The sequence below is a fragment of the Pseudomonas sp. PIC25 genome (assembly GCF_002286785.1).
Lineage (GTDB): Bacteria > Pseudomonadota > Gammaproteobacteria > Pseudomonadales > Pseudomonadaceae > Pseudomonas_M.
Genome location: NZ_MUJY01000051.1, coordinates 99,787 through 123,692, shown reverse-complemented (window position 1 = coordinate 123,692; position 23,906 = coordinate 99,787). Strand labels below are relative to the sequence as shown.

General features: G+C 65.9%; 24 protein-coding genes. 8 read left to right on the top strand and 16 right to left on the bottom strand.

The features are described 5' to 3' along the window. Positions 1 to 110 precede the first annotated feature (110 nt). Both BZL41_RS05900 and BZL41_RS05895 read right to left on the bottom strand, forming a co-directional pair. A complete protein-coding gene (locus BZL41_RS05900) occupies positions 111 to 749 on the bottom strand; it encodes an HAD family phosphatase (RefSeq protein WP_095598430.1) in 639 nt (212 codons plus the stop codon). 119 nt (positions 750 to 868) lie between these two features. After that, positions 869 to 2,530, bottom strand: a complete 1,662-nt coding sequence (locus tag BZL41_RS05895; protein ID WP_256578083.1) for a murein L,D-transpeptidase — start codon at positions 2,528 to 2,530, stop codon at positions 869 to 871. 202 nt (positions 2,531 to 2,732) lie between these two features. Here BZL41_RS05895 and BZL41_RS05890 point away from each other — a divergent pair, with 202 nt between their 5' ends. After that, on the top strand, positions 2,733 to 3,452 hold the full coding sequence (locus BZL41_RS05890) for a murein L,D-transpeptidase catalytic domain family protein (RefSeq protein ID WP_095598429.1): 720 nt from the start codon (positions 2,733 to 2,735) through the stop codon (positions 3,450 to 3,452). 8 nt (positions 3,453 to 3,460) lie between these two features. Here the strand turns inward: BZL41_RS05890 and BZL41_RS05885 are convergent, their stop codons facing one another. Continuing rightward, entirely contained in the window at positions 3,461 to 3,988 is a 528-nt protein-coding gene (locus BZL41_RS05885; RefSeq protein WP_095598428.1) for an SRPBCC family protein, read from the bottom strand. Positions 3,989 to 4,340: 352 nt separating this feature from the next. On the opposite strand from BZL41_RS05885, the gene BZL41_RS05880 reads away from it, so the two are divergent. Beyond that, the gene (locus BZL41_RS05880) at positions 4,341 to 4,952 is read left to right on the top strand and encodes a LysE family translocator (RefSeq protein WP_095598427.1); all 612 of its coding nucleotides are present in this window, start codon (positions 4,341 to 4,343) and stop codon (positions 4,950 to 4,952) included. A 21-nt stretch (positions 4,953 to 4,973) separates the two neighbouring features. Here BZL41_RS05880 and BZL41_RS05875 read toward each other — a convergent pair whose 3' ends face one another. From BZL41_RS05875 to kdgD, 5 genes are all read right to left on the bottom strand, one after another. Next, the gene (locus BZL41_RS05875; protein WP_095598426.1) at positions 4,974 to 5,909 is read right to left on the bottom strand and encodes a 2-hydroxyacid dehydrogenase; all 936 of its coding nucleotides are present in this window, start codon (positions 5,907 to 5,909) and stop codon (positions 4,974 to 4,976) included. A gap of 17 nt (positions 5,910 to 5,926) precedes the next feature. After that, positions 5,927 to 7,480 (bottom strand): galactarate dehydratase, encoded by a 1,554-nt coding sequence (gene garD / locus BZL41_RS05870; RefSeq protein WP_095598425.1) that lies wholly within the window; start codon positions 7,478 to 7,480, stop codon positions 5,927 to 5,929. Positions 7,481 to 7,597: 117 nt separating this feature from the next. Next, positions 7,598 to 8,947, bottom strand: coding sequence for a glucarate dehydratase (gudD, locus tag BZL41_RS05865; RefSeq protein ID WP_095598424.1), 1,350 nt, complete (start codon positions 8,945 to 8,947; stop codon positions 7,598 to 7,600). Positions 8,948 to 9,038: 91 nt separating this feature from the next. After that, entirely contained in the window at positions 9,039 to 10,481 is a 1,443-nt protein-coding gene (locus BZL41_RS05860) for an aldehyde dehydrogenase family protein (protein WP_095598423.1), read from the bottom strand. Positions 10,482 to 10,499: 18 nt separating this feature from the next. Further along, positions 10,500 to 11,411, bottom strand: a complete 912-nt coding sequence (gene kdgD, locus BZL41_RS05855; protein WP_095598422.1) for a 5-dehydro-4-deoxyglucarate dehydratase — start codon at positions 11,409 to 11,411, stop codon at positions 10,500 to 10,502. Between the two features lie 346 nt (positions 11,412 to 11,757). Here kdgD and BZL41_RS05850 point away from each other — a divergent pair, with 346 nt between their 5' ends. The 6 genes from BZL41_RS05850 (at position 11,758) to BZL41_RS05825 (ending at position 17,386) form a co-directional block, all read left to right on the top strand. Continuing rightward, positions 11,758 to 12,579 (top strand): NAD(P)-dependent oxidoreductase, encoded by an 822-nt coding sequence (locus BZL41_RS05850; protein ID WP_095598421.1) that lies wholly within the window; start codon positions 11,758 to 11,760, stop codon positions 12,577 to 12,579. Between the two features lie 23 nt (positions 12,580 to 12,602). Then, on the top strand, positions 12,603 to 13,481 hold the full coding sequence (locus BZL41_RS05845; RefSeq protein ID WP_095598420.1) for an SMP-30/gluconolactonase/LRE family protein: 879 nt from the start codon (positions 12,603 to 12,605) through the stop codon (positions 13,479 to 13,481). Between the two features lie 58 nt (positions 13,482 to 13,539). Further along, a complete protein-coding gene (locus tag BZL41_RS05840) occupies positions 13,540 to 14,514 on the top strand; it encodes a TRAP transporter substrate-binding protein (protein ID WP_095598419.1) in 975 nt (324 codons plus the stop codon). Positions 14,515 to 14,577: 63 nt separating this feature from the next. Then, entirely contained in the window at positions 14,578 to 15,105 is a 528-nt protein-coding gene (locus BZL41_RS05835; protein WP_095598418.1) for a TRAP transporter small permease, read from the top strand. A 3-nt stretch (positions 15,106 to 15,108) separates the two neighbouring features. After that, positions 15,109 to 16,389, top strand: coding sequence for a TRAP transporter large permease (locus BZL41_RS05830; RefSeq protein WP_095598417.1), 1,281 nt, complete (start codon positions 15,109 to 15,111; stop codon positions 16,387 to 16,389). Positions 16,390 to 16,471: 82 nt separating this feature from the next. Next, positions 16,472 to 17,386 carry an EamA family transporter gene (locus tag BZL41_RS05825; protein ID WP_371916486.1) on the top strand — a complete coding sequence of 305 codons (915 nt, stop codon included), beginning with the start codon at positions 16,472 to 16,474 and terminating at the stop codon, positions 17,384 to 17,386. Between the two features lie 354 nt (positions 17,387 to 17,740). Here the strand turns inward: BZL41_RS05825 and BZL41_RS05820 are convergent, their stop codons facing one another. Genes BZL41_RS05820 through BZL41_RS05785 form a run of 8 tightly spaced genes read right to left on the bottom strand, consistent with a single transcriptional unit; the run spans position 17,741 to position 23,845 of the window. Continuing rightward, on the bottom strand, positions 17,741 to 18,196 hold the full coding sequence (locus tag BZL41_RS05820) for a hypothetical protein (protein WP_256578082.1): 456 nt from the start codon (positions 18,194 to 18,196) through the stop codon (positions 17,741 to 17,743). 45 nt (positions 18,197 to 18,241) lie between these two features. Beyond that, complete coding sequence (gene ccmI / locus BZL41_RS05815; RefSeq protein ID WP_095598414.1) at positions 18,242 to 19,456, bottom strand: c-type cytochrome biogenesis protein CcmI; 1,215 nt, start codon at positions 19,454 to 19,456, stop codon at positions 18,242 to 18,244. Then, positions 19,453 to 19,944, bottom strand: coding sequence for a cytochrome c-type biogenesis protein (locus BZL41_RS05810; protein WP_084336166.1), 492 nt, complete (start codon positions 19,942 to 19,944; stop codon positions 19,453 to 19,455). Before BZL41_RS05810 ends, ccmI begins: the two co-directional genes overlap by 4 nt. Then, positions 19,941 to 20,477: a DsbE family thiol:disulfide interchange protein gene (locus tag BZL41_RS05805; protein ID WP_095598413.1), complete on the bottom strand. Its 537-nt coding sequence runs from the start codon at positions 20,475 to 20,477 to the stop codon at positions 19,941 to 19,943. The genes BZL41_RS05810 and BZL41_RS05805 overlap by 4 nt, the downstream gene beginning before the upstream one ends. 2 nt (positions 20,478 to 20,479) lie before the next feature. Continuing rightward, positions 20,480 to 22,453 (bottom strand): heme lyase CcmF/NrfE family subunit, encoded by a 1,974-nt coding sequence (locus tag BZL41_RS05800; RefSeq protein ID WP_095598412.1) that lies wholly within the window; start codon positions 22,451 to 22,453, stop codon positions 20,480 to 20,482. After that, entirely contained in the window at positions 22,450 to 22,920 is a 471-nt protein-coding gene (gene ccmE, locus BZL41_RS05795) for a cytochrome c maturation protein CcmE (RefSeq protein ID WP_084336169.1), read from the bottom strand. Before ccmE ends, BZL41_RS05800 begins: the two co-directional genes overlap by 4 nt. Continuing rightward, the gene (gene ccmD, locus BZL41_RS05790) at positions 22,917 to 23,093 is read right to left on the bottom strand and encodes a heme exporter protein CcmD (protein WP_095598411.1); all 177 of its coding nucleotides are present in this window, start codon (positions 23,091 to 23,093) and stop codon (positions 22,917 to 22,919) included. The genes ccmE and ccmD overlap by 4 nt, the downstream gene beginning before the upstream one ends. Then, positions 23,090 to 23,845 carry a heme ABC transporter permease gene (locus BZL41_RS05785; RefSeq protein ID WP_095598410.1) on the bottom strand — a complete coding sequence of 252 codons (756 nt, stop codon included), beginning with the start codon at positions 23,843 to 23,845 and terminating at the stop codon, positions 23,090 to 23,092. Before BZL41_RS05785 ends, ccmD begins: the two co-directional genes overlap by 4 nt. Between the last annotated feature and the right edge of the window lie 61 nt (positions 23,846 to 23,906).

The following is a 23,906-nucleotide window of genomic DNA, read 5'->3' as shown; positions in this document are numbered from 1 at the left end:
GTCGCCGACAACCTGACCAGCCTGCTCACCGTCCTCAAGTCCTTCCAGTAACCCCTCCCCTCGCTGCCTCGGAGTCCGCTCCGGGGCAGCGCTCCTTCCGGGATGCGGAGTCAGGCTTCGAGATAGGCCTGGGCGTCCATCATGTGGCCGATGATGGGCACCGGACAGCTCTCGGGGTCGAGCAGGCCGCCGGGATCGAAGCCGAGTACCCGGACGCCCGCGGCGAGGCCCGCCTCGATGCCCTGCAGGCTGTCGTCGATCAACAGGCAGCGCTCCGGTTTCACGCCCAGCCGCTCGGCAGCGTGCAGGATCAGGCCCGGCTCGGGCTTCCACGAGCCCACTTCGTAGGCACTCACGATATGCCCCTCGAAGGATTCGAGCAGGCCGACCGAGGTGAGGCAGGTTTCGATCTTCGCCCGTGGGCCGTTGGAGGCGACGGCTTTCTTCAGTTCCAGGCCATGGACGAACTCCAGCACCCCCGGCATCGGCTCGAGGTGCTGGCGGAACAACGGCAGGCTGCGTTCACGGTAGTCGCGACGCACGGATTCCGCATCGAGTTGCGGATAGCGCCCGCACAGCCCGGCGAGAAACGCCTCGAACTTCACGCCGCGCACCAAGCGCAGCACCTCGCTCAATCCCAGCGCAATACCAAAGCCGCCGAGCAGTTCCACCAGCAGTGAAGCGGCCAGCTTTTCGCTGTCCACCAACGTGCCATCGCAATCGAACAGTACCGCCTCAATCACCGCCATTTCCCCGCCTGCAGACTTCCAGGGTCGCACCGCAGTGCCGGGGCTACTCTACCCGCCCGGCGCTGCGCTTTCATGTCGAAAGGCGTATCGGCCGATGTGCGGCAAGGTTCAGGGTGGCGTCATGATTCTCCGGCCGGCGCCGGAGCGGCCGAGGCGATGCCCGGCCGGGGCGCGTTCAAGGCGGTCAGGATACGCGCGTCGTGGCCGTACATGTCGGGACGGAACAGCAGCTCGCCATGCTCGCCGACCTGCACCGTCCAGTAGGCCAGCAGCACCGGCACCGGACGCGGCAGGTCGGCCCGCAGGGTACGGCCGCTCTCCCACTGACGCTGGATGCGCTCGCGGTCCTGCGGGCTGGCGTCGGCCAATAGCTGGTCGATGAGCTGCGATACGTTTTCCACCCGCACGCAGCCGGAACTGAAAGTACGTGGCAGGTTGTCGAACAGCCGCTGACTCGGGGTGTCGTGCAAGTACACGGAGAACGGGTTGGGAAAGCGGATCGCCACCTGGCCCAACGCATTGTGCGGCCCGGCATCCTGGCGCAGGCGGATGGCACCGGGGTTGTACCAATCCACGCTGCGCGGGTCCAACTCGTTGCCCTCGCGGTCGAATACCCGCATGCGGTTCTCCGCGAGGTAATCCGGGTTGCGACGGATTTCCGGCAGTTTGTCCACACGCAGGATGGTAGGAGGGACGGTCCAGGTCGGGTTCAGGGTCAAGTGGGTGATCACGGACCTCAGCACCGGCGTCGCCCGTGTCGGGCGTCCCACCTGGGTACGCGCCCGCCACGTAAGCTCGCCGTCGCGGTAGAACATCACCTCCGCTCCCGCGATATCCACCACCACGCCCGTCGGACTGATCTCCCGATAGAGCCAGCGCAAGCGCTCGAGGTTGACGCGAATCTGCTCCATGCGCTCCGCTGGCGAGCGGTTCAGCGCCGCCATGGTCTGTGGCCCGACGATGCCGTCTTCTTTCAGCAGGTGATGGCGCTGGAAGGTCTTCACCGCCATCACCCGTTCCTCGCTGTAGAGGTGCTCGCCCTCCTCATGCTGCTCGTCTTTACGCAGCAATAGTTCCGGCAGGTAGCCCTCGCGCGCCAGGCGCTGCGCCAGCATCGGCACGCGGGCATCCACCGCCCCCGGCTTGAGCAATGGCCCGCTGGGGATCGGCAACCACACGGGCAGCGGCTGGCTGCGCCGGGCCGCATACAGGCGGCGCAACTCACGATAGGGTTTGAAGTTGGGCCGCGCCCGTTCGAAGGCGGCGGGCAGATCGTCGATCCCGGCCTCGACATCGGCCTGCAGTGCCGTCTGGTCGATCACTGGCGCAGTCCCTTCCGCATGCCAGATCGGTTCCACCGTGGCCGGATCGAGCTGGCCGAAACGCAGGTGATGGAGCGCCTGCCAGTAAGCCTGCGTGGCCAGCACATCACGACAGGCGGCAAAGCGCGGCGAGCGCGTTTCGATGGCGCGCAACTGACGCAGGGCGGTGAGGAAGTAGCGCTCAGGGTCCAGTCCGTCGTCGGCCAGGTGTGCCAGTTGCTCGGTCAACGCCCCCAGGCGCTCATCGTCCCAGGCCGGCTGGAAGTCCCGCTTCTGGTAGAGGGCTCGCAGGGCATCGAGGCTGGCGGCATCCAGCGGAATGGCCGGGGCCAGGCAGCTCAAACGGGTATCGATCAGTTGCTGACGAATGCCTTCCGTCGGCTCGTCTGCCGTTTCGGCTCGGATCGGTTGTACAAGGGCCATCAGCCCGACCAACAGGAATGTATATTTCTTGAACAACTTCAGCTCCAGGCGAGGCCCTGATAGAATCCCGCATCTTTTTTGAACCGCATCACATTTCACACGCTAGAGCGGCCGGTGATACGGGTTTCGAAAAAGATGCCTTCTACAAGGTGACAACAGCTCCGGCGCAGAGGTTGCTGGATTTCGAACCACAAGCAGGCGGCAGGAAGCGAAGGCCAGCATCACAGAGACCTTCTTCATGATGACGACTCTTCGGCGGCTCGCGTTGACCGCAATCAGCATTGCGGTGTTTTCCGCCCAGGCCCAGAGCGCCGAACCGGTCCCCACTTCTCCCTTGGTGGACAGCCTTGCCCTGACGGCTCCTACCCTCAACCGCAAGATTCTCCAACACGCCGTCGCCGCCATGGAATGCGCCATCAACAACGGCGCCCGTCCGGCCCAGCGCCTGGCGATCATCGATTTCTCCCTGCCCTCCACCGAGCGCCGCCTGTGGATCTTCGACCTGGCCAGCCAGACGCTGCTGCTGCGCGACTTGGTGGCCCATGGGCAGAAGTCGGGAGACAACTTCGCCACCCGCTTTTCCAACGACACCGGCAGCCACCAGTCCAGCCTCGGCCTGTTCCGCACTAGCGAGAGCTATATCGGCAAGCACGGTTACTCGCTGCGCATGGACGGCCTGGAACCCGGCGTGAACGACCGCGCCCGCGAGCGGGCCATCGTCATCCACCCGGCGGACTACGTGAACCCGGCCTGGATCGCCCGCCAGGGCCGCATCGGCCGCAGCCAGGGCTGCCCGGCGGTGCGCCCGGAGGTGGCGAAGATGGTGATCGACAGCCTCAAGGGCGGGCAGTACATCTTTTCCTACTACCCCGACCAGAAGTGGCTGCAGTCCTCGGTCTATCTGAACTGCCAGCCCCGCCAGGTGGCACGCATCCTGGCCAGCGCGGCGAGCGACTGACGGCTCCCTCAGCGCTCGGCCATGGCCTTGAGGTTCGCCAGCCCCGCCTCGAAATCCGGCCCGACCATGCCATCCATGCTGAAGAACACCTGCATCAGCTTCGCCATGAACGGGCTCGGGCCATACATGGCCCAGGTGACCTGGGTCGCGCCACCCTGCTCCTGCAGCACGAAGTCGGCAGTGTTATGGGCTTCGAATGGCCGGAAGAAGTCCAGGCGGATGCGCACCCGCGACGGTTCGGCCGCCTCCACGATCTCCATCCGCCCGACGCCGACGTTCTCGTCGCCTTCCCATTCGTAGATCGCCCCTTCGCCACGGGCGGGCCCACGAAAATGGCGCCTCATCGCCGGGTCTTTCTTTTCATAGGGCGACCACTCGCGCCACTTGTGCAGATCGACGATCAGCGGAAACACCTTCGCGGCCGGCGCCTCGATGCGCGCGGTCCGCTCGATACGGAAGCTGTCCGGCCGGCTCGCGGCGTAGGCCAGCAGCGCGGCGATCAGCACGCCGAAAACGATAGCAATGGTCTTGAACATGGTTCCCTCCCGTGCGGATTGGCTGACGGTCCTGCGCTCCGGAAATCAGTCTGGACGAATATTCGCAGGATGCACGGTCTAGTCGTTTGGCAATGAGGGCAATCGACAGGGATGGATTTGCGTTTGGTGTTATGGCTTTGGGTGGGGCATTCCAGCCCGATACTTCCATGTGGCAAAACCCTCTCCCCCGGCCCGGCGAAACAAGAGGCCTCTACTGAACTCGATAATCGGTTTGGCTCAGGAGTTAACGCATCGACCCTCTCCGTAGGCCCCTGGACAGCAAAACGACGAACCGGTAGCGTCGGTCGGGTTGTCCAACAGGAAGCCACCACCCCGGAAGGAGCCCATCGCCATGAAACTCTACCCGTTGTTCCTGCTGGTGGCCGCCGCCACGGTGCTGAGCCCCGGGCCCGGCGTGTTGATGACGCTGACCAACAGCCTGCGCCACGGGTTTGCCAATACCCTCGGCGGCATTCTCGGTATCGCCTTCGGTGCCCTGCTGGTCGCCGCGCTCTCCGCTACCAGCGTTGGCCTGATCCTGGCTACCTCGGCAATGGCCTTCACCCTGCTCAAGCTCCTCGGCGCGGCGTACCTGATCTACCTCGGCCTCCGCCTGTGGCGCGCACCGGCGTTCAGCTTCGAGGCGCAGCCGACCCGCCGGACCGGCTTCGCCCGGCGCTTCCTCGAAGGGCTGTCGCTGCAACTGACCAACCCCAAGGCGATCTTCTTCTTCCTCTCGGTGTTTCCGCAGTTCATCGATCCGCAGCAGGACTACGCTACCCAGTTCGCTACCCTGGTCTGTACCTACAGCGCGCTAGTGGTGGCCATTCACTGCCTGTATGCGCTGTTCGCCCACGGCGCCCGCGGCTGGCTCGCTTCCCCGCGCGGCGGCCGGTTGATCAACCGCATCGGCGGCGCGACTTTCATCGGTTTCGGCATCGCCCTGGCCAGCGCCCGGCGTTGACGAGCGGCACGGCCTGCGGGCTCACACCGGCGTCAGCATTTCCCCGCGTTCGAGGAAGGCACTGAGGTTATCCAGCAGCAGGCGTTCCATGGCCAGGCGGGTTTCCTGGGTGGCGCTGCCGATGTGCGGCAGCAGGACCACCTGGGGCATTTCCCGCAGGGCGGCCGGGACCTGCGGTTCGTGGGCGAAGACATCGAGTCCGGCCCCGCCGATGCGACCGTCGCGCAGGGCTTCGACCAGGGCCGCTTCATCCACCACCGAGCCACGGGCGACGTTGACCAGGATGCCTTCCGGCCCCAGCGCTTCCAGCACGTCGCGCCCGATCAGGTGACGGGTGTCGGCGCCGCCGACGCAGGTCAGCACGAGGAAATCCGCCCAGTGCGCCAGCGCCAGCAGGCTGGATTCGTAGCTGTAGGGGCAGTCCGCCACGGGTCGGCGATTGTGATAACGCACCTCCATGTCGAAGCCACTGGAGCGGCGCGCTACGGCCTGCCCGATCCGCCCCAGGCCAACGATGCCCAGGCGCTTGCCGCTGACCTTGCGCGCCAACGGAAAAGCCTGCTCCGGCCAGGCGCCTTCGCGAACGAAGCGGTCAGCGCGGGACATCTGCCTCGCCGTGTCGAGGACCAGGCCGAACGCCAGGTCGGCCACACAGTCGTTGAGCACGTCCGGGGTGTTACTCACCGGAATCCCCCGAGCCCGCGCCGCCTCCACGTCGATGGCGTCGTAGCCGACACCGAAGCTGCAGATGGCCCGCAGCCGGGGCAGTCGCTGGATCAGCTCGGCGCTGCAACCGAAGCGCGATGAGGTGACCACGATGTCGATCCGCTCGCCCCACTCGGCAAGCAGCGCTTCGGCATCGTGCTCCCAGAGGGCATGGACCTCGTAGTCCTCTGCCAATCCCCGGTTGAAACGCTCGGTGAGCGGGCCGACCTGGAGGATGCATGGGCTGCTCATATCGTTTTCCTATGGACTCAGGTAATCGGCGCCGGATTGAACAGGACGATGTCGTTGTGCAGCCGGTGGCGCTCGGCCCAGGTCTGCTTTCTTCCGCTGGCCACGTCCAGGTAGTAGTGGAAAAGCTCCCAGCCCAGTTCTTCGAGGGTCGCGCGGCCGGTGGCGACGCGGCCGGTGTCGATGTCGATCAGGTCCGGCCAGCGCTCGGCCAGTTCGGTGCGGGTCGAGACCTTGACCACCGGCGCCATGGCCAGGCCGTAGGGCGTGCCGCGTCCGGTGGTGAACACGTGCAGGTTCATACCTGCCGCTAGTTGCAGGGTGCCGCAGACGAAATCGCTGGCCGGCGTGGCGCAGAAGAGCAGGCCCTTGCGGGTGAAGCGCTCGCCCGGACCGATCACGCCGTTGATGGCGCTGCTGCCGGATTTGACGATGGAGCCCAGCGCCTTCTCGACGATGTTGGACAGGCCGCCCTTCTTGTTGCCGGGCGTGGTGTTGGCGCTGCGGTCGGCCTCGCCGCGCTGCAGATAGCGGTCGTACCAGTCCATCTCGCGGATCAGCGCGTCGGCGACTTCCGGCGTCTCGGCGCGGGAGGTGAGCATGTAGATGGCGTCGCGCACCTCGGTGTTCTCCGAGAACATCACGGTGGCGCCGGCGCGCACCAGCAGGTCGGCGGCAAAACCCAGGGCCGGGTTGGCGGTGATGCCGGAGAAGGCGTCGCTGCCGCCGCACTGCATGCCGAGCACCAGGTCCGCCGCCGGGCAGGTCACCCGGCGGCGCTGATCGAGCTTGCGCAGGCGGTCCTCGGCCAGGGCCATGATCTGCTCGATCATTTCGCCGAAGCCGGTGCTGGCATCCTGCAGGCGGTACAGCCAGGGCTCGCGCAGATCCACCGAGGGATCGTCGGCGTGCATCACCTGCTCGGCCTGTAATTTCTCGCAGCCGAGGCCGATCACCAGCGCCTCGCCGCCCAGGTTGGGGTTGCGCGCCAGGTTGCGCACGGTCCGAATCGGGATGTAGGCGTCACGGGCATTGATCGCCACGCCACAACCGTAGCTGTGGGTCAGCGCCACCACGTCGTCGACGTTCGGGTACTTCGGCAGCAGTTCGTCGCGGATGCGCTTCACCGCGTGCTCGAGCACGCCGGTGACGCATTGCACGGTGGTGGTAATGCCGAGGATGTTGCGCGTGCCGACCGTGCCGTCGGCATTGCGGTAGCCCTCGAAGGTGTAGCCCTCCAGGGGCGCCAGCGGAGCCGGCACGGCGTCGCAGCGCGGCAGGCTGTCCAGCGGCGGCGCGCTGGGCATGCGCAGTTGGGTCTCGCGTACCCAACTGCCACGGGCGATGGGTTGCAGGGCATAGCCGATGACTTGCCCGTAGCGGCGTATCACTTGGCCTTCGCCAATGTCCGTCAGCGCCACCTTATGGCTCTGCGGCACGGCTTCGACGGTGACCAGGCCGTCGGCAAACTGCGCGCCGGCCGCCACGCCGCCGTCGTTGACCACCACGGCGACGTTGTCTTCCGCGTGCAGGCGGATGTAGCGCGGGGAATCCTGGTGTTGGATCAGTTGCACGATGTCACCTTCGGTTCTCCGGGTTCCGGCCCGGTTGTTGTTCTGGCTGCTCAGGGAAGAGCGAAGAGCCCCCTCTCCCCCAGCCTCTCTCCCGCGAACGGGAGAGAGGAGTACTCATCAGCGCACCATGCACGGCCGCTTGTTGTCGAAACGCCAGTCCTTGATCAGGTACTGCATGGCGATGGCGTCGTCGCGCGCCCCCAGGCCCTTTTGCTTGTACAGCTCGTGGGCCAGCCACAGGGCGTCCCAGTCCAGCTCGATACCGAGGCCCGGCTTCTTCGGTACCTCCACCATGCCGCCTACGATCCGCAGCGGTTCGCGGGTCAGGTGCTGGCCATCTTGCCAGATCCAGTGGGTGTCGATGGCGGTGATCTTGCCCGGCGCGGCCGCCGCCACGTGGGTGAACATGGCCAGGGAAATGTCGAAGTGGTTGTTCGAGTGCGAGCCCCAGGTCAGGCCCCAGTCGTGGCACATCTGCGCCACCCGCACCGAACCGGCCATGGTCCAGAAATGCGGATCGGCCAGGGGAATGTCCACTGACTGCAACTGAATGGCATGGCCCATCTGCCGCCAATCGGTGGCGATCATGTTGGTGGCGGTGGGCAGGCCGGTGGCGCGGCGGAATTCGGCCATCACCTCGCGGCCGGAATAGCCATTCTCGGCACCGCAAGGGTCCTCGGCGTAGGCCAGCACGCCGTGCAGGTCGCGACACAGTTCGATGGCTTCCTTCAGCGACCAGGCACCGTTGGGGTCGAGGGTGATGCGTGCCTGCGGGAAGCGTTCGGCCAGGGCGCGGACCGCCTCGACTTCCTCGGCGCCGCGCAATACGCCGCCCTTGAGCTTGAAGTCGTTGAAGCCGTAGCGGGCATGGGCCGCTTCGGCGAGACGGACCACCGCCTCGGGGGTCAGTGCCTCGTCGTTGCGTACACGAAACCAGGCGTCGTCGGCGTCCGCCTCGCTGCGGTAGCCGAGATCGGTCTTGTTGCGGTCGCCGATGTAGAACAGGTAGCCGAGCATCTCCACCGCATCGCGCTGCTGGCCTTCGCCGAGCAATGCCGCCACCGGCACGCCGAGGTGCTGGCCGAGCAGGTCGAGCAGCGCCGCTTCCACGGCGGTGACGGCATGGATGGCAATGCGCAGGTCGAAGGTCTGCAACCCGCGCCCGCTGGCATCGCGGTCGGCGAAGGCCCGGCGCACGCGGTTGAGGATGGCGTTGAAGTCGCCCACCGGCTGGCCGACGATCAGGTCGCGGGCGTCTTCCAGGGTCTGGCGGATGCCTTCGCCGCCGGGCACTTCACCGACGCCGGTGCGCCCGGCGCTGTCGGTGAGCACGAGGATGTTGCGGGTGAAGTACGGGCCGTGGGCGCCGCTGAGGTTGAGCAGCATGCTGTCCTGCCCGGCCACCGGGACGACCCGCAGTTGCTGGATGACCGGCGTGTCGCTGGACGCCTGGTTCGGGGTGATCATGTTCCGGCTCCTTTCTTGTCGGGAGAAGGCCGGGGCGAGCCGATCGGCCTTCCTTTATCGGGTGTCGCCGCCGGCGTACCGGCGGCATGCGTCAGGACGCGATGTAGCTGGTCTTCACCGTGGTGTAGAACTCCTGGGCATAGCGGCCCTGCTCGCGCGGCCCGTAGGACGAGCCCTTCCGCCCGCCGAACGGCACGTGATAGTCCACCCCGGCGGTGGGCAGGTTGACCATCACCATGCCGGCCTGGGCGTGCCGCTTGAAGTGCTGGGCATACTTCAGCGAGGTGGTGGCAATGCCGGCGGACAGACCGAACTCGGTGTCGTTGGCCATGGCCAGCGCCTCCTCGTAGTTCGCCACGCGAACGATGTTGGCCACCGGCCCGAAGATTTCCTCGCGGCTGATGCGCATGGCGGCGTCGCTGTCGGCGAACAGGGTCGGTGCCAGGAAGTAGCCCTCGGTGTCGCAGCTCACCCGCTGGCCACCGGTCACCAGGCGCGCGCCTTCGTCGCGGCCGATGTCGATGTAGCGCAAGTCCTGTTCCAGTTGCGCCTGGGACACTACCGGACCGATGTCGATGCCAGCCTTCAGCGCGTGGCCCACCTTGAGCTGCCCGACACGCTCGGCCATGGCGGCGACGAAGCGGTCGTAGATGCCGGTGGTGACGATCAAGCGGCTGGACGCCGTGCAGCGCTGGCCGGTGGAGAAGAACGCGCTCTGCACGGACAGCTCGACGGCGGTCTTGAGGTCGGCGTCGTCGAGGATCACCTGCGGGTTCTTGCCGCCCATCTCCAACTGCACCTTGGCGCCACGGGCCACGCAGGCGGCGGCGATGCCGCGACCGACACCCACCGAGCCGGTGAAGCTGATGCCATCGACACGCTTGTCGTTGACCAGCGCCTCGCCTACCACCCGGCCGCTGCCCATCACCAGGTTGAACACTCCGGCGGGGAAGCCGGCGCGGGAAATGATTTCGGCCAGCGCCCAGGCGCACCCCGGCACCAAATCGGCCGGCTTGATCACCACGCAGTTGCCATAGGCCAGCGCCGGGGCGATCTTCCAGGCCGGGATGGCAATGGGGAAGTTCCATGGCGTGATCAGGCCGATCACGCCCAGGGGTTCGCGGGTCACTTCGACGGCGATGCCCGGACGCACCGAGGCCAGCAGTTCGCCGGACTGGCGCAGGCACTCGCCAGCGAAGAATTTGAAGATGTTACCGGCGCGGGCCACTTCGCCGATGGACTCCGGCAGGGTCTTGCCCTCTTCCCGGGCCAGCAACTGACCCAGTTCCTCGCGGCGGGCGAGGATCTCGCTGCCCACCTTGTCCAGCGCGTCGGCGCGCGCCTGGATGCCGGAGGTCGACCAGGCCGGAAAGGCCTCGCGGGCCGCGGCGATGGCGGCGGACACCTGGACCGCGTCGGCTTGGGCGTACTCGCCGAGACTGTCGGACAGATCCGAAGGATTGATGTTGGTGGAGTAGCTGGCGCCTGCCACCCACTCCCCGCCGATGTAGTTATCGAAGCGTTGCGTTGCCACGGGAAACCTCCTGTTCGGTTATTGCGCACCCTGGGCTTCGACCAGTGCGGCGAGTTTTTCGTACTCTTCCGGCAACAGATCGGTGAGCGGCGCGCGGACCGGGCCGGCGTCATGGCCGACGATGCGCGCACCGGCCTTGACGATGCTGACCGCGTAGCCGGCGCGTCGGTTGCGGATTTCCAGGTACGGCAGGAAGAACTCGTCGATCAGCTTGCCGACGGTGGCGTGGTCGTCGGCAGCAATCGCGTTGTAGAACGCCATCGCGGTCTTCGGAATGAAGTTGAACACCGCCGAGGAATACACCGGCACGCCCAGCGCCTTATAGGCGGCGGCATAGACCTCCGCGGTCGGCAGGCCGCCGAGGTAGCTGAAACGGTCGCCCAGGCGGCGGCGGATGGACACCATCAACTCAATGTCGCCGAGGCCATCCTTGTAGCCGATCAGGTTCGGGCAGCGCTCGGCCAGCCGCTCCAGCAGCGCCGGGGTCAGGCGGCAAACGTTGCGGTTGTAAACCACCACGCCGATCTTCACCGACTTGCAGACCTGCTCGACGTGGGCGGCCACGCCCTCCTGGCTGGCTTCGGTCAGGTAGTGCGGCAGCAGCAGCAGGCCCTTGGCGCCGAGGCGCTCGGCCTCCTGGGCGTATTGGATGGCCAGGCGGGTCGGACCGCCGACGCCGGCGAGGATCGGCACGCTGCCAGCACAGGTGTCCACTGCGGTCTTGATCACCGAGGAGTACTCGTCCGGTGCCAGGGAGAAGAACTCGCCGGTACCGCCGGCGGCGAACAGCGCCGAGGCGCCGTAGGGGGCGAGCCATTCCAGGCGGCGCGCATAGCTGGCGGCGTTGAACTCACCCGCCGCATCGAAATCGGTCACCGGGAACGACAGCAGGCCGGTCGAGAGGATGGACTTCAGTTCTTGTGGATTCATTGTGCGAAGACCTTGCAGATGGGACTAAAAAAGGGAGCGGCCACGAAAGCCTGAGAAAGTTATATGTCATCGTACAACTAAAAGTAAAGTCATCGACGAGACTTTCCCGGGTTACATCCCTCGCCGATGTTCCGTTTCATGCCCTCTTTTTCGGGATCATAGGCACGTAAGCCAAGCGGCACAGCAATGCGCATGAGCACCGGTCGCATGCACGTCGATTCGATCACGAATACCCGCCTCGACCTCGACATTCGTCGCGTTGACAAAGGCCATGGGGCGTGTCGATAATTCGGTCAATGTCATACGACAACAGATGACAATTCTAAAAACAAAGGCGAACAAGCCCATGAACACTAGCACTCCAGCCCAGGCTTTCGATCGCATCCTGCTCACAGGCGCTGCGGGAGGCCTGGGCAAAGTCCTGCGGGAAACCCTGCGCCCCTACGCCAAGGTCCTGCGTCTCTCCGATATCTCCCCCATGGCCCCTGCGGCCGGCCCCCATGAGGAAGTGGTTCCCTGCGATCTCGCCGACAAGGCCGCGGTGAACGCCCTCTGCGAAGGCGTCGATGCCATCGTCCACTTCGGTGGCATCTCGGTCGAACGCCCCTTCGAAGAAATCCTCGACGCCAACATCCGCGGCGTCTTCCACATCTACGAAGCCGCCCGCCGCCACGGGATCAAGCGCGTGGTCTTCGCCAGCTCCAACCACGTGATCGGCTTCTACAAGCAGAGCGAAACCCTCGACGCCAACGCCCGCCGCCGTCCGGACGGTTATTACGGCCTGTCGAAGTCGTTCGGCGAAGACACCGCCAGCTTCTACTACGATCGCTACGGCATCGAAACCGTGAGCATCCGCATCGGCTCGTCGTTCCCGGAACCGCAGAACCGCCGGATGATGTCGACCTGGCTGAGCTACCGCGACCTCACCGAACTGATCGGCCGTTCCCTGTTCACCCCGAATGTCGGCCACACCGTGGTCTATGGCATGTCCGACAACCGCGACGTCTGGTGGGACAACCGCCTGGCCGCGCACCTGGGCTTCGTGCCGCAGGACAGCTCGGAAGTCTTCCGCGACAAGGTCGAGGCCCAGCCCGCCCCCGCCGCCGACGACCCAGTGGCGGTCTACCAGGGCGGCGCGTTCGTCGCAGCCGGTCCGTTCGAAGATTGATCCCGGCACAAGGAAACGGCGCCATGCACGCTGAACTCGTCCTCGACGCCCGCAACGGCACCGGCGAAAGCCCGGTCTGGAGCGTCGCCGAGCAGGCCCTCTACTGGGTCGACATCCCCGCCGGCCGTCTCTACCGCTGGAGCGCGCGCGACGAACTGGCGCAGAGCTGGCAGGCGCCGGAGATGCTCGCCTGCATCGCCCGCAGCCGCAGCGGCTGGCTCGCCGGTATGGAGAGCGGCCTGTTCCTCCTGCAACCGCAGGCGGATGGCAGCCTCGCGCCGCAATTGCTGGCCGCCGTGGAGCATGCCACCCCGTCAATGCGTTTCAACGATGGCCGCTGCGACCGGCAAGGACGCTTCTGGGCCGGCACCATGCACACCGATATGGGTGCCGGGCATCGCGTCGGCAGGCTCTACCGCTATGCCGACGGCCGCCTGGAATCGCAACTGGAGGGTTTCATCGTGCCCAACGGCCTGGCCTTCAGCCCGGACGGCCGGACGATGTACCTGTCCGACTCGCACCCCGGCGTGCAGCACATCTGGGCCTTCGACTACGACACCGACAACGGCACCGCGCACAACCGCCGCCTGTTCGTCGACATGAACCAGCACCCCGGCCGTCCCGACGGCGCTGCCGTGGATGAGAGCGGCTGCTACTGGATCTGCGGCAACGATGCCGGCCTGATCCATCGCTTCACCCCAACCGGACGGCTCGACCGCTCCCTCGCCATCCCGGTGAAGAAACCGGCCATGTGCGCCTTCGGCGGCCCTGGCCTGGACACCCTGTTCGTCACCTCGATCCGCCCACAGGGCACCGACCTCTCCGACCAGCCCCTGGCTGGCGGGGTGTTCGCCCTGAGGCCCGGAGTGAAAGGCCTCGAGGAGCCCGCCTTCGGCGCCTGAACGCCAACGACCTGCAACACCGGTAATTCCAACAACAACAAGAGACTGGAGATATCCCATGAACTGCAAACGCACCCTGCTCGCCGCCGCCCTCCCCCTGGTCTTCTGTCTGCCCGGCCTGGCCCAGGCCGCCATGACCCTGAAAATGGCCGAGATCCATCCGGCCGGTTATCCCACGGTGGTCGCCCAGGAGCACATGGCGAAAAAAATCGAGGAAGCCACCAACGGCGAACTCAAGTTCCAGATGTTCGCCGGCGGCGTGCTCGGTTCCGAGAAGGAAGTGGTCGAGCAGGTGCAGATCGGCGCCGTGCAGATGACCCGCGTCAGCCTCGGCACCATCGGCCCAGTGGTACCGGACGTCAACGCCTTCAACATGCCGTTCATCTTTCGCGACAACCAGCACATGCGCAAAGTGATCGACGGCGAGATCGGCCAGGAAATCCTCGACAAGATCACCAACTCCGAATTCAACATGGTCGCCCTGGCCTGGATGGACGGCGGTGTGCGCAACCTCTACACCAAGAAGCCAGTGCGCAGGATCGAAGACCTCAAGGGCATGAAAATCCGCGTGATGGGCAACCCGCTGTTCGTCGACACGCTCAACGCCATGGGTGCCAATGGCGTGCCGATGAACACCGGGGAGATCTTCAGCGCGTTGCAGACCGGCGTGATCGACGGCGCCGAGAACAACCCGCCGACCATGCTCGAACACAACCACTACCAGAACGCCAAGTACTACTCCCTGACCGGGCACCTGATCCTTCCGGAGCCGCTGGTGATCTCCAAGACCACCTGGGAAAAGCTCACCCCCGAGCAGCAGGAGCTGGTGAAGAAGTACGCCAAGGAAGCCCAGATGGAAGAGCGCACGCTGTGGGACGAGAAGTCCGCCAGCAGCGAAGCGAAGCTCAAGGCGGCCGGCGTCGAGTTCATCGAGGTCGACAAGAAACCGTTCTACGACGCCACCGCCCCGGTTCGCGAAAAGTACGGCGCGCCGTTCGCCGAGCTGATCAAGCGCATCGAAGCGGTCCAGTGACCGTCTCCTCCTGAAGAACACCGCGACGCCGGCCACCCCAGCGTCGCGGTTCGGTGAACGTCCATGAAAAACACCCTGCTGCGCTTCAACGACGCCCTCTACACGACCTGCATCTGGGTCGCCGGGCTGGCGGTACTGGCCATGTCGCTGATCATCCCCTGGGGCATCTTCACCCGCTACATGCTCGGTTCCGGCGCCAGTTGGCCCGAGCCGGTGGCGATCCTGCTGATGGTGCTGTTCACTTTCGTCGGCGCCGCCGCCAGCTATCGCGCCGGTGCGCACATGGCGGTCGCCGTGCTGAGCGACCGCCTTCCGCCCGCCCTGCAGCGCTACAACGAACTCTTGGTGCAGTTGCTGATGGCTGCCATCGCCCTGTTCATGACCATCTGGGGCGTGAAGCTGTGCATCGCCACTTGGAACCAGTTCGTCAGCGCCCTGCCCAGCCTGCGGGTCGGCATCACCTATGCGCCCATCCCCGTCGGCGGTTTCCTGACCCTGATTTTCATCCTCGAAAGACTTTTCCTCGGCGACCAGAGCCATCGGCGCGCGGTCAATTACGAGCTGGTCGACGACAGTAAAGAGGCCCTGTAGTCCATGGACGCCTTCATTCTCCTGGGCAGCTTCATCCTTCTGATCCTCCTGCGCATGCCCGTCGCCTATGCCCTGGGCCTGTCGGCGCTGATCGGCGCCTGGTGGATCGACATTCCCCTGCACGCGGTGATGATCCAGGTCGCCGGCGGGGTCAACAAATTCTCCCTGCTGGCCATCCCGTTCTTCGTCCTGGCCGGCGCCATCATGGCCGAAGGCGGCATGTCGCGCCGGCTGGTGGCCTTCGCCGGAGTATTGGTAGGCTTCGTGCGCGGCGGCTTGTCGCTGGTCAACATCATGGCCTCGACCTTCTTCGGCGCGATCTCCGGCTCCTCCCTGGCGGACACCGCCTCGGTCGGCTCGGTGCTGATCCCGGAAATGGAAAAGAAGGGCTATCCGCGCGAGTTCTCCACCGCGGTCACGGTCAGCGGCTCGGTGCAAGCCCTGCTCACCCCGCCCAGCCACAACTCGGTGCTCTACTCCCTCGCCGCCGGCGGCACCGTGTCCATCGCCTCGCTGTTCATCGCCGGCATCGGCCCGGGCCTGCTGCTCAGCGCGGTGATGATGGGCATGTGCCTGTTCTTCGCGAAAAAGCGCAGCTACCCCAAGGGCGACGTCATCCCGCTGCGTCAGGCGCTGAAGATTTGCGTCGAAGCGCTCTGGGGCCTGATGACCATGGTGATCATCCTCGGCGGCATCCTGTCCGGCGTGTTCACCGCCACCGAGTCAGCCTCCGTAGCGGTGGTCTGGGCCTTCTTCGTCACCATGTTCATCTACCGCGACTACAAGTGGCGCGAGCTGCCCAAGCTGATGCACCGTACCGTGCGCACCCTGTCTATCGTGATGATCCTCATCGCCTTCGCCGGCAGCTTCGGCTACATCATGACGCTGATGCAGATCCCGTCGAAGATCACCACGCTGTTCCTGACCCTGTCGGACAACCGCTACGTGATCCTCATGTGCATCAACTTCATGCTGCTAGCCCTGGGCACCTTGATGGATATGGCGCCGTTGATCCTGATCCTCACGCCGATCCTGCTGCCGGTGATCACCGGCCTGGGCATCGATCCGGTGCACTTCGGCATGATCATGCTGGTCAACCTGGGCATCGGCCTGATCACCCCGCCGGTGGGCGCGGTGCTGTTCGTCGGCGCGGCGATCGGCAAAGTCAGCATCGAGACCACGGTGAAAGCCCTGTTGCCGTTCTACGTGGCGCTGTTCCTCGTGCTGATGGCGGTCACCTACATCCCGGCGATCTCCCTCTGGCTGCCCAGCGTCCTGTTGTAACCTGCCGTACCGGCGCCATGAGCGCCTTTTTCCGAAGCCGATGCTGCCTTGCGCGGGCATCGGCTTCTAAGTGAAGGACATGATGTCGAGTTTTGCCCCGCCGTTTCCCCGCCCCCTTGCCGTTCTGATCCTTGCCAGCCTCGCCTGCGCCTTCGCCGGCAACCACGTCGCCGCCCGCGTCGCCTTCGACGACGGTACTGGCGTGCTGCTGGCCATCCTTTGCCGCTCCGGGGCCACCACCCTGGCCCTGTTCGCCATCGTCCTCTGGCAGCGCCAGGGCTTCCGCCTGCCCGCCGGCAGCGGACACTGGCAACTGCTGCTCGGCCTGCTGATTGCTGTGCAGAGCCTCTGCCTGTACTCGGCGGTGGCGCGCATCCCGGTGGCACTGGCGCTGCTGGTGGCCAACGTCTTCCCGATATTGCTGGCGCTGCTCACCTGGCTGCTCGGCGGCCCGGCGCCGACACGGCGCACCGCCAGCCTGATGGGGCTGATCCTGATCGGCCTGTTCCTCGCCCTGGACGTCCCATCCCGCCTGGAGTCCAGCGAGGCGGCCGGACCGCACTGGTGGCTCGGCGTGGGCCTGGCCTTCTGCGCCGCCAGCGTCTTCGCCGCTGCGCTGTGGATAACCGACCACAAGCTGGCCGCGGTGCGCGGCTCGCTGCGCAGCCTGCTGAGCATGTTGGTGGTGTTCAGCGTCACTTCATTGGCCGGCGCCGGCGGCGCGTTGCCGGGCGGCCTGCAAGCACCCGCGCATACCTCCGGCTGGCTGGCGCTGGCCACCCTGGCGCTGCTGTACGGCGTGGGATTCTCCGTGCTGTTCGTCAGCGTGCCGCGGCTGAACATGCCAAAAAACGCCCCGGTGATGAACATCGAACCGGTCGCCACCCTGTTGCTCGGCTGGCTGGTACTGGGACAGATGCTCAGCCCCATCCAGTTGGTGGGCGGCGCCGTGGTGGTACTCGGTATCGTTCTGCTCACCTACAGGCGTGAGAGGTGAGAGGTGAGAGGTGAGAGGTGAGAGGTGAGAGGTGAGAGGTGAGAGGTGAGAGGTGAGAGGATCGTAGCCCGGATAAGCGTCAGCGCAATCCGGGGCCGCCCCCTCGGATTGCGCCAAGGCTTATCCGGGCTACGTGCGTAGGGACGAATTCATTCGCCCAAGGCCGATAGGCCCGCTTTTCGTAGGAGCCAGCTCTGCTGGCGAAGCTTCTGCGTGGCCCATTCGCGAGCAGAGCTCGCTCCTACAAAAGCTGACCCAGGCCATACTTGGAACCGCCATTCCCGGATTGCGCCAAGGCTTATCCGGGCTACGTGCGCAGGGGCGAATCATTCGCGAAAGCCCCGCGAAGCGACCTCAGCGATTGCGCAGGCCTGGCGGCACGCTGGGTAGGTCAACCGGCTCCCAAGGGCCATCGGGGCGGCCGGAGCAGACCCAATTGCCCCTCTCCTTGCGATAAAACAGACGCTCGCGGTAGTAGAGATCGCGCCCCTCCACCACGTAGACACCCAGGCGGTTGTCCCAATGGGAAGCGACGTGCGGCGGCGGCGCATAGCGTGGGTGGGTCTTGCTGATTTGCGGCTTCGGCGCCCTCGAGGGCGGCGGTGCCTGGACCGGCGGCGGGCGCACGATGGGGGCCTGCTGCATGGGAGGCTGCTGTACCGGCGGCTGGGGTTGCGGCGGTTGGCGGGACGGCTGGCCGACATGGACGGCACAGGCGCTGCTCAACAGGATCGGCCCGAGCACGCCGAGCAACCGCACGCGGCGCCCCAAAGGGCGTGTAGCGGAGGGTGACGGGTTGGATACGCTCATCTTCGCCTCGGTTTTTCCGGCTGGATGCCCTTGTAATCTAGCCGATCAACGCTGATCCGGCCGGTCGATGACCACCGACTGCGGCGCGGCCTCCGACGTCTTCACCGCCTCGCTGCGGCCAATCCACTCGCCCGCCGTGGCATTGCCGGCCCGGGAAACCCGTGCCACCAGTTGCACTTCGGGGAAGTTGGAAAGTTTGAGCTGCGGCATCATGGCGTCGGCGTCGCCCAAGGCGACCTCGGCGGGCAGCTCGGCCACGGTCAGGCGCTTCACCGCCAGGGGCATCGGCGGACCGGATACGGCGCGGGCGAAGACGAATACGCTGTCGTCCGGCTGCACCTTGGCCTTGAGCGCCGGGTCCAGGTCGACTTTCACCTTGAGCTCGACACTCGCCACGGCAGCCGGCGCGGGTGCTTCCGCCTCGGCACTGCCCCCTGCCTCGCCCATCTGCTGGCGGGCACGGGTGATGCCGCTCTGGATCGCAGCGCGCGACGGGTCTTCCGGCGGCAGCGAGGCGACCAGGCGCTCCCAATAGCCAATGGCCTCCTTGAAGCGGCCACCCTCGAAGGCGGCGATGCCCAGCAGGCCGAGGCTGGTCAGCTCTTCCGGGTCGCCCTTCAGCGCTTCGTCGGTGAGCGCCTGCATCTGCCCGGTCCACTGCTTATCGCCAGCGAAGTACAGGGCCTGGGCCCACTGGCCGAGCAGTTCGGGCTGGCGCCCGGCGATGTTCACCGCGCGCTCGAAGGCCTGGGCGGCCTCGGCGGGACGGTTCTGCGCCATGTAGGTCCGGCCGAGGAAGAACCAGCCCTCCGCCGAATCCGGCTGGGCCTTCACCGCCTGCTCCAGGCGCGCGGTCATTTCCTCGATGGTCTTCGGCTGCTGGGCGAATTCGCGGGCCAGCTCCAGCTTGTCGCTGGCGCCCCAGTGCAGGTACAGCCCATAGCCCAGCAGCGGCACCAGCAGCGCGGCAACCAGCGGCACGGCCTTGCCCAGGCGGGCACGACCGGTCGGTTCGGTGCCTTCGGTGTCGGCCAGCAACTCACGGGCGGCCTCGGCGCGGCCGGCTTCCTTCTGTTCGGCGCTCAGGGTGCAGGCAGCGAACTGGGCCTCCAGTTCGTCCAGGCGTTCCTGGTACAGCGCAACGTTGAGGGCGGTGCGATCTTCCTCGGCCTGGGCACGCCGGCCACGTACCACTGGCAGCAGGAGAAAGCCCAAGGCGACCAGCAGCAGCAGGCCGGCGGCAAGCCAGAAATCAGTCATTGGTCTTTCTTGTCCTGCGATTCACGTTCCAGAAGCGCGGCGAGGCGCGCGTTTTCTTCGGCGGAGAGCAACGCCTCGCGCGGCGCGTTCTCCACCTTGCGCCGACGCGCCACGATCACCCCGAGGATGCCCAGCCCGCCGACCAGCAGCAGCGCCGGACCGAACCAGAGGAAGAAGGTGCGGGCATTCACCGGCGGTTTGTAGCGGACGAAATCGCCGTAGCGGTCCACCAGGTAGTCGACGATCTCGTCATCGCTCTTGCCCTCTTCCAGCATGCGATGGATTTCGCGACGCAGGTCGGTGGCGATGGGCGCGTTGGAATCGGCGATGTTCTGGTTCTGGCACTTCGGGCAGCGCAGCTCTTCGGTCAGCACGCGAAAGCGCTCGCGCTCGGCCTCGCTGCCGAATTCGTAGGTGTCGATGGCCGCATGAGCGGCACCGCTCAGAGCCAGGCCCAGGCACAGGGCAGCGAGCAGACGGCGGGTCATCGGGCGGCCTCGTCCACCAGTTCCTGATAGAGCGGCGCCAGTTGCTCGCGCCAGGCGCGCTCGTCGATCACGCCGACGAACTTGTGGCGGATGATGCCGTCCTTGTCGATCAGGAAGGTTTCCGGCGCGCCGTAGACACCCAGGTCGAGGCCCAGGGTGCCCTTGGCATCCTCGATGTTCAGTTGGTAGGGGTTGTGGAATTCGGCCAGCCATTTCTGCGCATCGGCATTGACGTCCTTGTAGTTGACGCCATGGATGACCACGCCCCGCTTCGCCAGCTCGTTCAGCACCGGGTGCTCGACGCGGCAGGACACGCACCAGGTCGCCCAGACGTTGACCAGCGCCGGCCTGCCCTTGAGGTCGGCCTCGGTCAGGGTGGCGTCGCCAGCCACGGTGGGCAGCGAGAAGGCCGGGAACGGCTTGCCGATCAGCGCCGAAGGCAGCTCGGACGGATCGAGGAACAGGCCCCGGTAGAGAAACACCGCGACGATCAGAAAGATCGCCAGCGGCAGCAGGAGGATCGCTCGTTTCACACTCAGGCTCCTTGTCCAGCCAGGCCCAGGGCTTCGCGCACACGGGTCTTCACCTTGACCCGGTAGCGACGGTCGGCAGCGGCGAGGATGCCGCCCAGGGCCATCAACAGTCCGCCCAGCCAGATCCAGCGGACGAAGGGTTTGACGTGCACACGCACCGCCCAGGCGCCGTTATCCAGCGGCTCGCCGAGGGCGACGTAAAGGTCGCGGGTGAAGCCGGCGTCGATCCCGGCCTCGGTCATCACCGAATTCTGCACGCGATAGAGACGCTTCTCGGGATGCAGCGTGGCGATTTCCTCGCCGTCATCCAGCACGCGGATGGTGCCGCGGTCGGAGGTGAAGTTCGGCCCTTCGGCATGCCGTGCACCTTCGAATACGAAGCGATAGCCGGCCAGTTCGACCGAGTCCCCCGGCGCCATGCGCAGGTCGCGTTCGGCGCTGCCCTGGCTGGACAGTACGACGCCCAGCGCGCAGACGGCGATACCGGCGTGGGCCAGTTGCATGCCCCAGTAGCTGCGCGACAGGCTGCGCATGCCGTTCAGCAGGCCCTTGTGGCGGGTCTTGTCGAGCAGGTCGCGGACGCCGGCGAGCACCACCCAGGCCGCCAGCAGCCAGGCGGCCAGCACGGCCCAGTGGAAATCGCCGGAGAGCAGGCTGCCAAGCACACCGACCGCCACGCTGAGCAACAGCACCGGGGCGAGCATGCGCAGCAGCCATTGCAGCGGGGTGTCCTTCCAGCGCACCAGCACGCCAACCGCCAGGGCCAGCATGAGCAGGCTCATCAGCGGCAGGAACAACGCGTTGAAATACGGCGGACCGACCGACAGCTTGGCGCCGGTGGTGGCGTCCAGCACCAGCGGGTAGAGGGTGCCGAGCAGGATCATCGAGGCCACCACTACCAGCACCAGGTTGTTGGCCAGCAGCAGGGTCTCGCGCGACCAGAGGGCGAAGCCGACCTGGCTCTTCACCACCGGCGCGCGGATCGCGAACAGGGTCAGCGAGCCGCCGACCACCACCAGCAGGAAGGCGAGGATGAACACGCCGCGCTCCGGGTCGGAGGCAAAGGCATGCACCGAGGTGAGCACGCCGGAACGGACCAGGAAGGTACCCAGCAGGCTAAGGGAGAACGCGGCGATGGCCAGCAGGACGGTCCAGCTCTTGAACACGCCGCGCTTTTCGGTGACCGCCAGGGAGTGAATCAGCGCAGTGCCCACCAGCCAGGGCATGAAGGAAGCGTTTTCCACCGGGTCCCAGAACCACCAGCCGCCCCAGCCCAGCTCGTAGTAGGCCCACCAGGAGCCGAGCACGATGCCGATGCCGAGGAACGCCCAGGCGACGATGGTCCAGGGGCGCGACCAACGCGCCCAGGCGGCATCGAGTCGGCCGCCAAGCAACGCGGCGATGGCGAAGGCGAAGGCGACCGAGAAACCCACGTAGCCCATGTAGAGCATCGGCGGATGGACGATCAGGCCGAAGTCCTGCAGCAGCGGATTGAGGTCGCGGCCGTCCGCCGGCGATTGCGGCAGCAGACGGTCGAAGGGGTTGGAAGTGATGATCAGGAACAGCAGGAAGCCAACGCTGATCATGCCCATGATCGCCAGCACGCGTGCCAGCATCACCTCCGGCAACTGCCGGGAGAATACCGACACGGCGAAGGTCCAGCCGCCCAGAATCAGCGCCCAGAGCAGCAGCGAGCCTTCATGGGCGCCCCACACGGCGCTGAATTTGTAGTACCAGGGCAACGCGCTGTTGGAGTTGCTGGCGACGTAGGCGACCGAGAAGTCGTCGGTCAGGAAGGCATAGGTCAGACAGAGAAAGGCGAACAGCAGGAAGGAGAACTGTCCCCAGGCCGCCGGCTGAGCCAGGCTCATCCACTGGCGGTCGCCGCGCCAGGCGCCGATCAGCGGCAGGGTCGCCTGTACCAGGGCGAGGCACAGGGCGAGGATCATCGCCAGGTGGCCCAGTTCGGGAATCATTGCGCATACCCCTGCTGCTTGCCGCCTTCGTAGTGTTTCATCATGCCGCTCTTCTCCAAGGCCTGGGTGACCTCGGGCGGCATGTAGTTCTCGTCGTGCTTGGCCAGCACTTCGTCGGCCACCAGCAGGCCGTCCTGGTTGATCCGGCCAAGGGCGACGATGCCCTGCCCCTCGCGGAACAGGTCGGGGAGAATGCCCTGGTAGCGGATGGTCACGTCGGCGGCGCCGTCGGTGACCACGAAATCCACCTCCAGCGAGTCCGACGAACGCTTCACCGAGCCTTCCTTCACCAGACCGCCGGCGCGGATGCGGGTATCCTTCGGCGCCTCGCCGCCGGCGATCTGGCTCGGCGTGTAGAACAGGTTGATGTTCTGCTGCAGCGCACTCAACGCCAGGGCCACGGCGATGCCGACACCGGCCAGGATGGCCAGCACGATGAACAGACGCTTCTTACGCTGCGGATTCACTTCGATTCCTCCCGGCGCAAACGACGCGCCTCGTCCAGCAGATAACGCCGGCGTGCCAGCAGCGGCACAGCGACGTTGATGACCAGCACCGCCAGGCTGATGCCGTAGGCGGACCAGACGTAGGGACCATGGGAGCCCATGGCGATGAAATCGGCGAACGAGTCGAAACTCATGACAGCTTCTCCACCTGGGCGCGCACCTCGGCTTTCACCCAACTGCTGCGCGACTCCCGCTTGAGCACTTCCAGGCGCATGCGCATCAGCAGCACGGCGGCGAAGAAGCAGTAAAAGCCGAGCACCATGATCAACAGCGGCACCCACATTTCCGCCGGCATCGCCGGCTTTTCGGTGATCTTGAAGGTGGCCGGCTGGTGCAGGGAATTCCACCAGTCCACCGAGTACTTGATGATCGGGATGTTCACCACACCGACGATCGACAGCACCGCGCAGGCTTTCGCCGCACTGTCACGATTGCTGATCGCCTGGCCGAGCGCAATCACACCGAAGTACAGGAACAGGAGGATGAGCATCGACGTCAATCGGGCATCCCAGACCCACCAGGTGCCCCAGGTCGGCTTGCCCCAGATGGCGCCGGTAAGCAGCGCGATGAAGGTCATCCAGGCACCGATGGGCGCGGCCTGCTGCAGGGCGACGTCGGCCAGCTTCATCTTCCAGACCAGCCCGACCAACCCGGCCACCGCCAGCATGACGTAGCAGGACTGGGCGAGGAACGCCGCCGGAACGTGGATGTAGATGATGCGGAAGCTGTTGCCCTGCTGGTAGTCCGGCGGCGCGAAGGCCAGGCCCCAGACCAGCCCGACACCGATCAGCAGCACTGCCGCCACGGCGAACCAGGGCAGCCAGCGGCCGCTGATCTCGTAGAACCATTTGGGCGAACCCAGCTTATGAAACCACGTCCAGTTCATCGACTAACTCTTCGTTGGCTGAGGCACGGTGAAACCTCCGCACAGTCTTGTAGGTGTTCGT

What these genes read in the sequence shown, in the direction of transcription:
- BZL41_RS05900 (WP_095598430.1), bottom strand. Translation starts at nt 749, where the DNA reads ATGGCGGTGATTGAGGCGGTACTGTTCGATTGCGATGGCACGTTGGTG.
- BZL41_RS05890 (WP_095598429.1), top strand. Translation starts at nt 2,733, where the DNA reads ATGATGACGACTCTTCGGCGGCTCGCGTTGACCGCAATCAGCATTGCG.
- BZL41_RS05885 (WP_095598428.1), bottom strand. Translation starts at nt 3,988, where the DNA reads ATGTTCAAGACCATTGCTATCGTTTTCGGCGTGCTGATCGCCGCGCTG.
- BZL41_RS05880 (WP_095598427.1), top strand. Translation starts at nt 4,341, where the DNA reads ATGAAACTCTACCCGTTGTTCCTGCTGGTGGCCGCCGCCACGGTGCTG.
- BZL41_RS05875 (WP_095598426.1), bottom strand. Translation starts at nt 5,909, where the DNA reads ATGAGCAGCCCATGCATCCTCCAGGTCGGCCCGCTCACCGAGCGTTTC.
- gudD (WP_095598424.1), bottom strand. Translation starts at nt 8,947, where the DNA reads ATGATCACCCCGAACCAGGCGTCCAGCGACACGCCGGTCATCCAGCAA.
- kdgD (WP_095598422.1), bottom strand. Translation starts at nt 11,411, where the DNA reads ATGAATCCACAAGAACTGAAGTCCATCCTCTCGACCGGCCTGCTGTCG.
- BZL41_RS05850 (WP_095598421.1), top strand. Translation starts at nt 11,758, where the DNA reads ATGAACACTAGCACTCCAGCCCAGGCTTTCGATCGCATCCTGCTCACA.
- BZL41_RS05845 (WP_095598420.1), top strand. Translation starts at nt 12,603, where the DNA reads ATGCACGCTGAACTCGTCCTCGACGCCCGCAACGGCACCGGCGAAAGC.
- BZL41_RS05840 (WP_095598419.1), top strand. Translation starts at nt 13,540, where the DNA reads ATGAACTGCAAACGCACCCTGCTCGCCGCCGCCCTCCCCCTGGTCTTC.
- BZL41_RS05835 (WP_095598418.1), top strand. Translation starts at nt 14,578, where the DNA reads ATGAAAAACACCCTGCTGCGCTTCAACGACGCCCTCTACACGACCTGC.
- BZL41_RS05830 (WP_095598417.1), top strand. Translation starts at nt 15,109, where the DNA reads ATGGACGCCTTCATTCTCCTGGGCAGCTTCATCCTTCTGATCCTCCTG.
- BZL41_RS05825 (WP_371916486.1), top strand. Translation starts at nt 16,472, where the DNA reads ATGTCGAGTTTTGCCCCGCCGTTTCCCCGCCCCCTTGCCGTTCTGATC.
- BZL41_RS05820 (WP_256578082.1), bottom strand. Translation starts at nt 18,196, where the DNA reads ATGAGCGTATCCAACCCGTCACCCTCCGCTACACGCCCTTTGGGGCGC.
- ccmI (WP_095598414.1), bottom strand. Translation starts at nt 19,456, where the DNA reads ATGACTGATTTCTGGCTTGCCGCCGGCCTGCTGCTGCTGGTCGCCTTG.
- BZL41_RS05810 (WP_084336166.1), bottom strand. Translation starts at nt 19,944, where the DNA reads ATGACCCGCCGTCTGCTCGCTGCCCTGTGCCTGGGCCTGGCTCTGAGC.
- BZL41_RS05800 (WP_095598412.1), bottom strand. Translation starts at nt 22,453, where the DNA reads ATGATTCCCGAACTGGGCCACCTGGCGATGATCCTCGCCCTGTGCCTC.
- ccmD (WP_095598411.1), bottom strand. Translation starts at nt 23,093, where the DNA reads ATGAGTTTCGACTCGTTCGCCGATTTCATCGCCATGGGCTCCCATGGT.
- BZL41_RS05785 (WP_095598410.1), bottom strand. Translation starts at nt 23,845, where the DNA reads ATGAACTGGACGTGGTTTCATAAGCTGGGTTCGCCCAAATGGTTCTAC.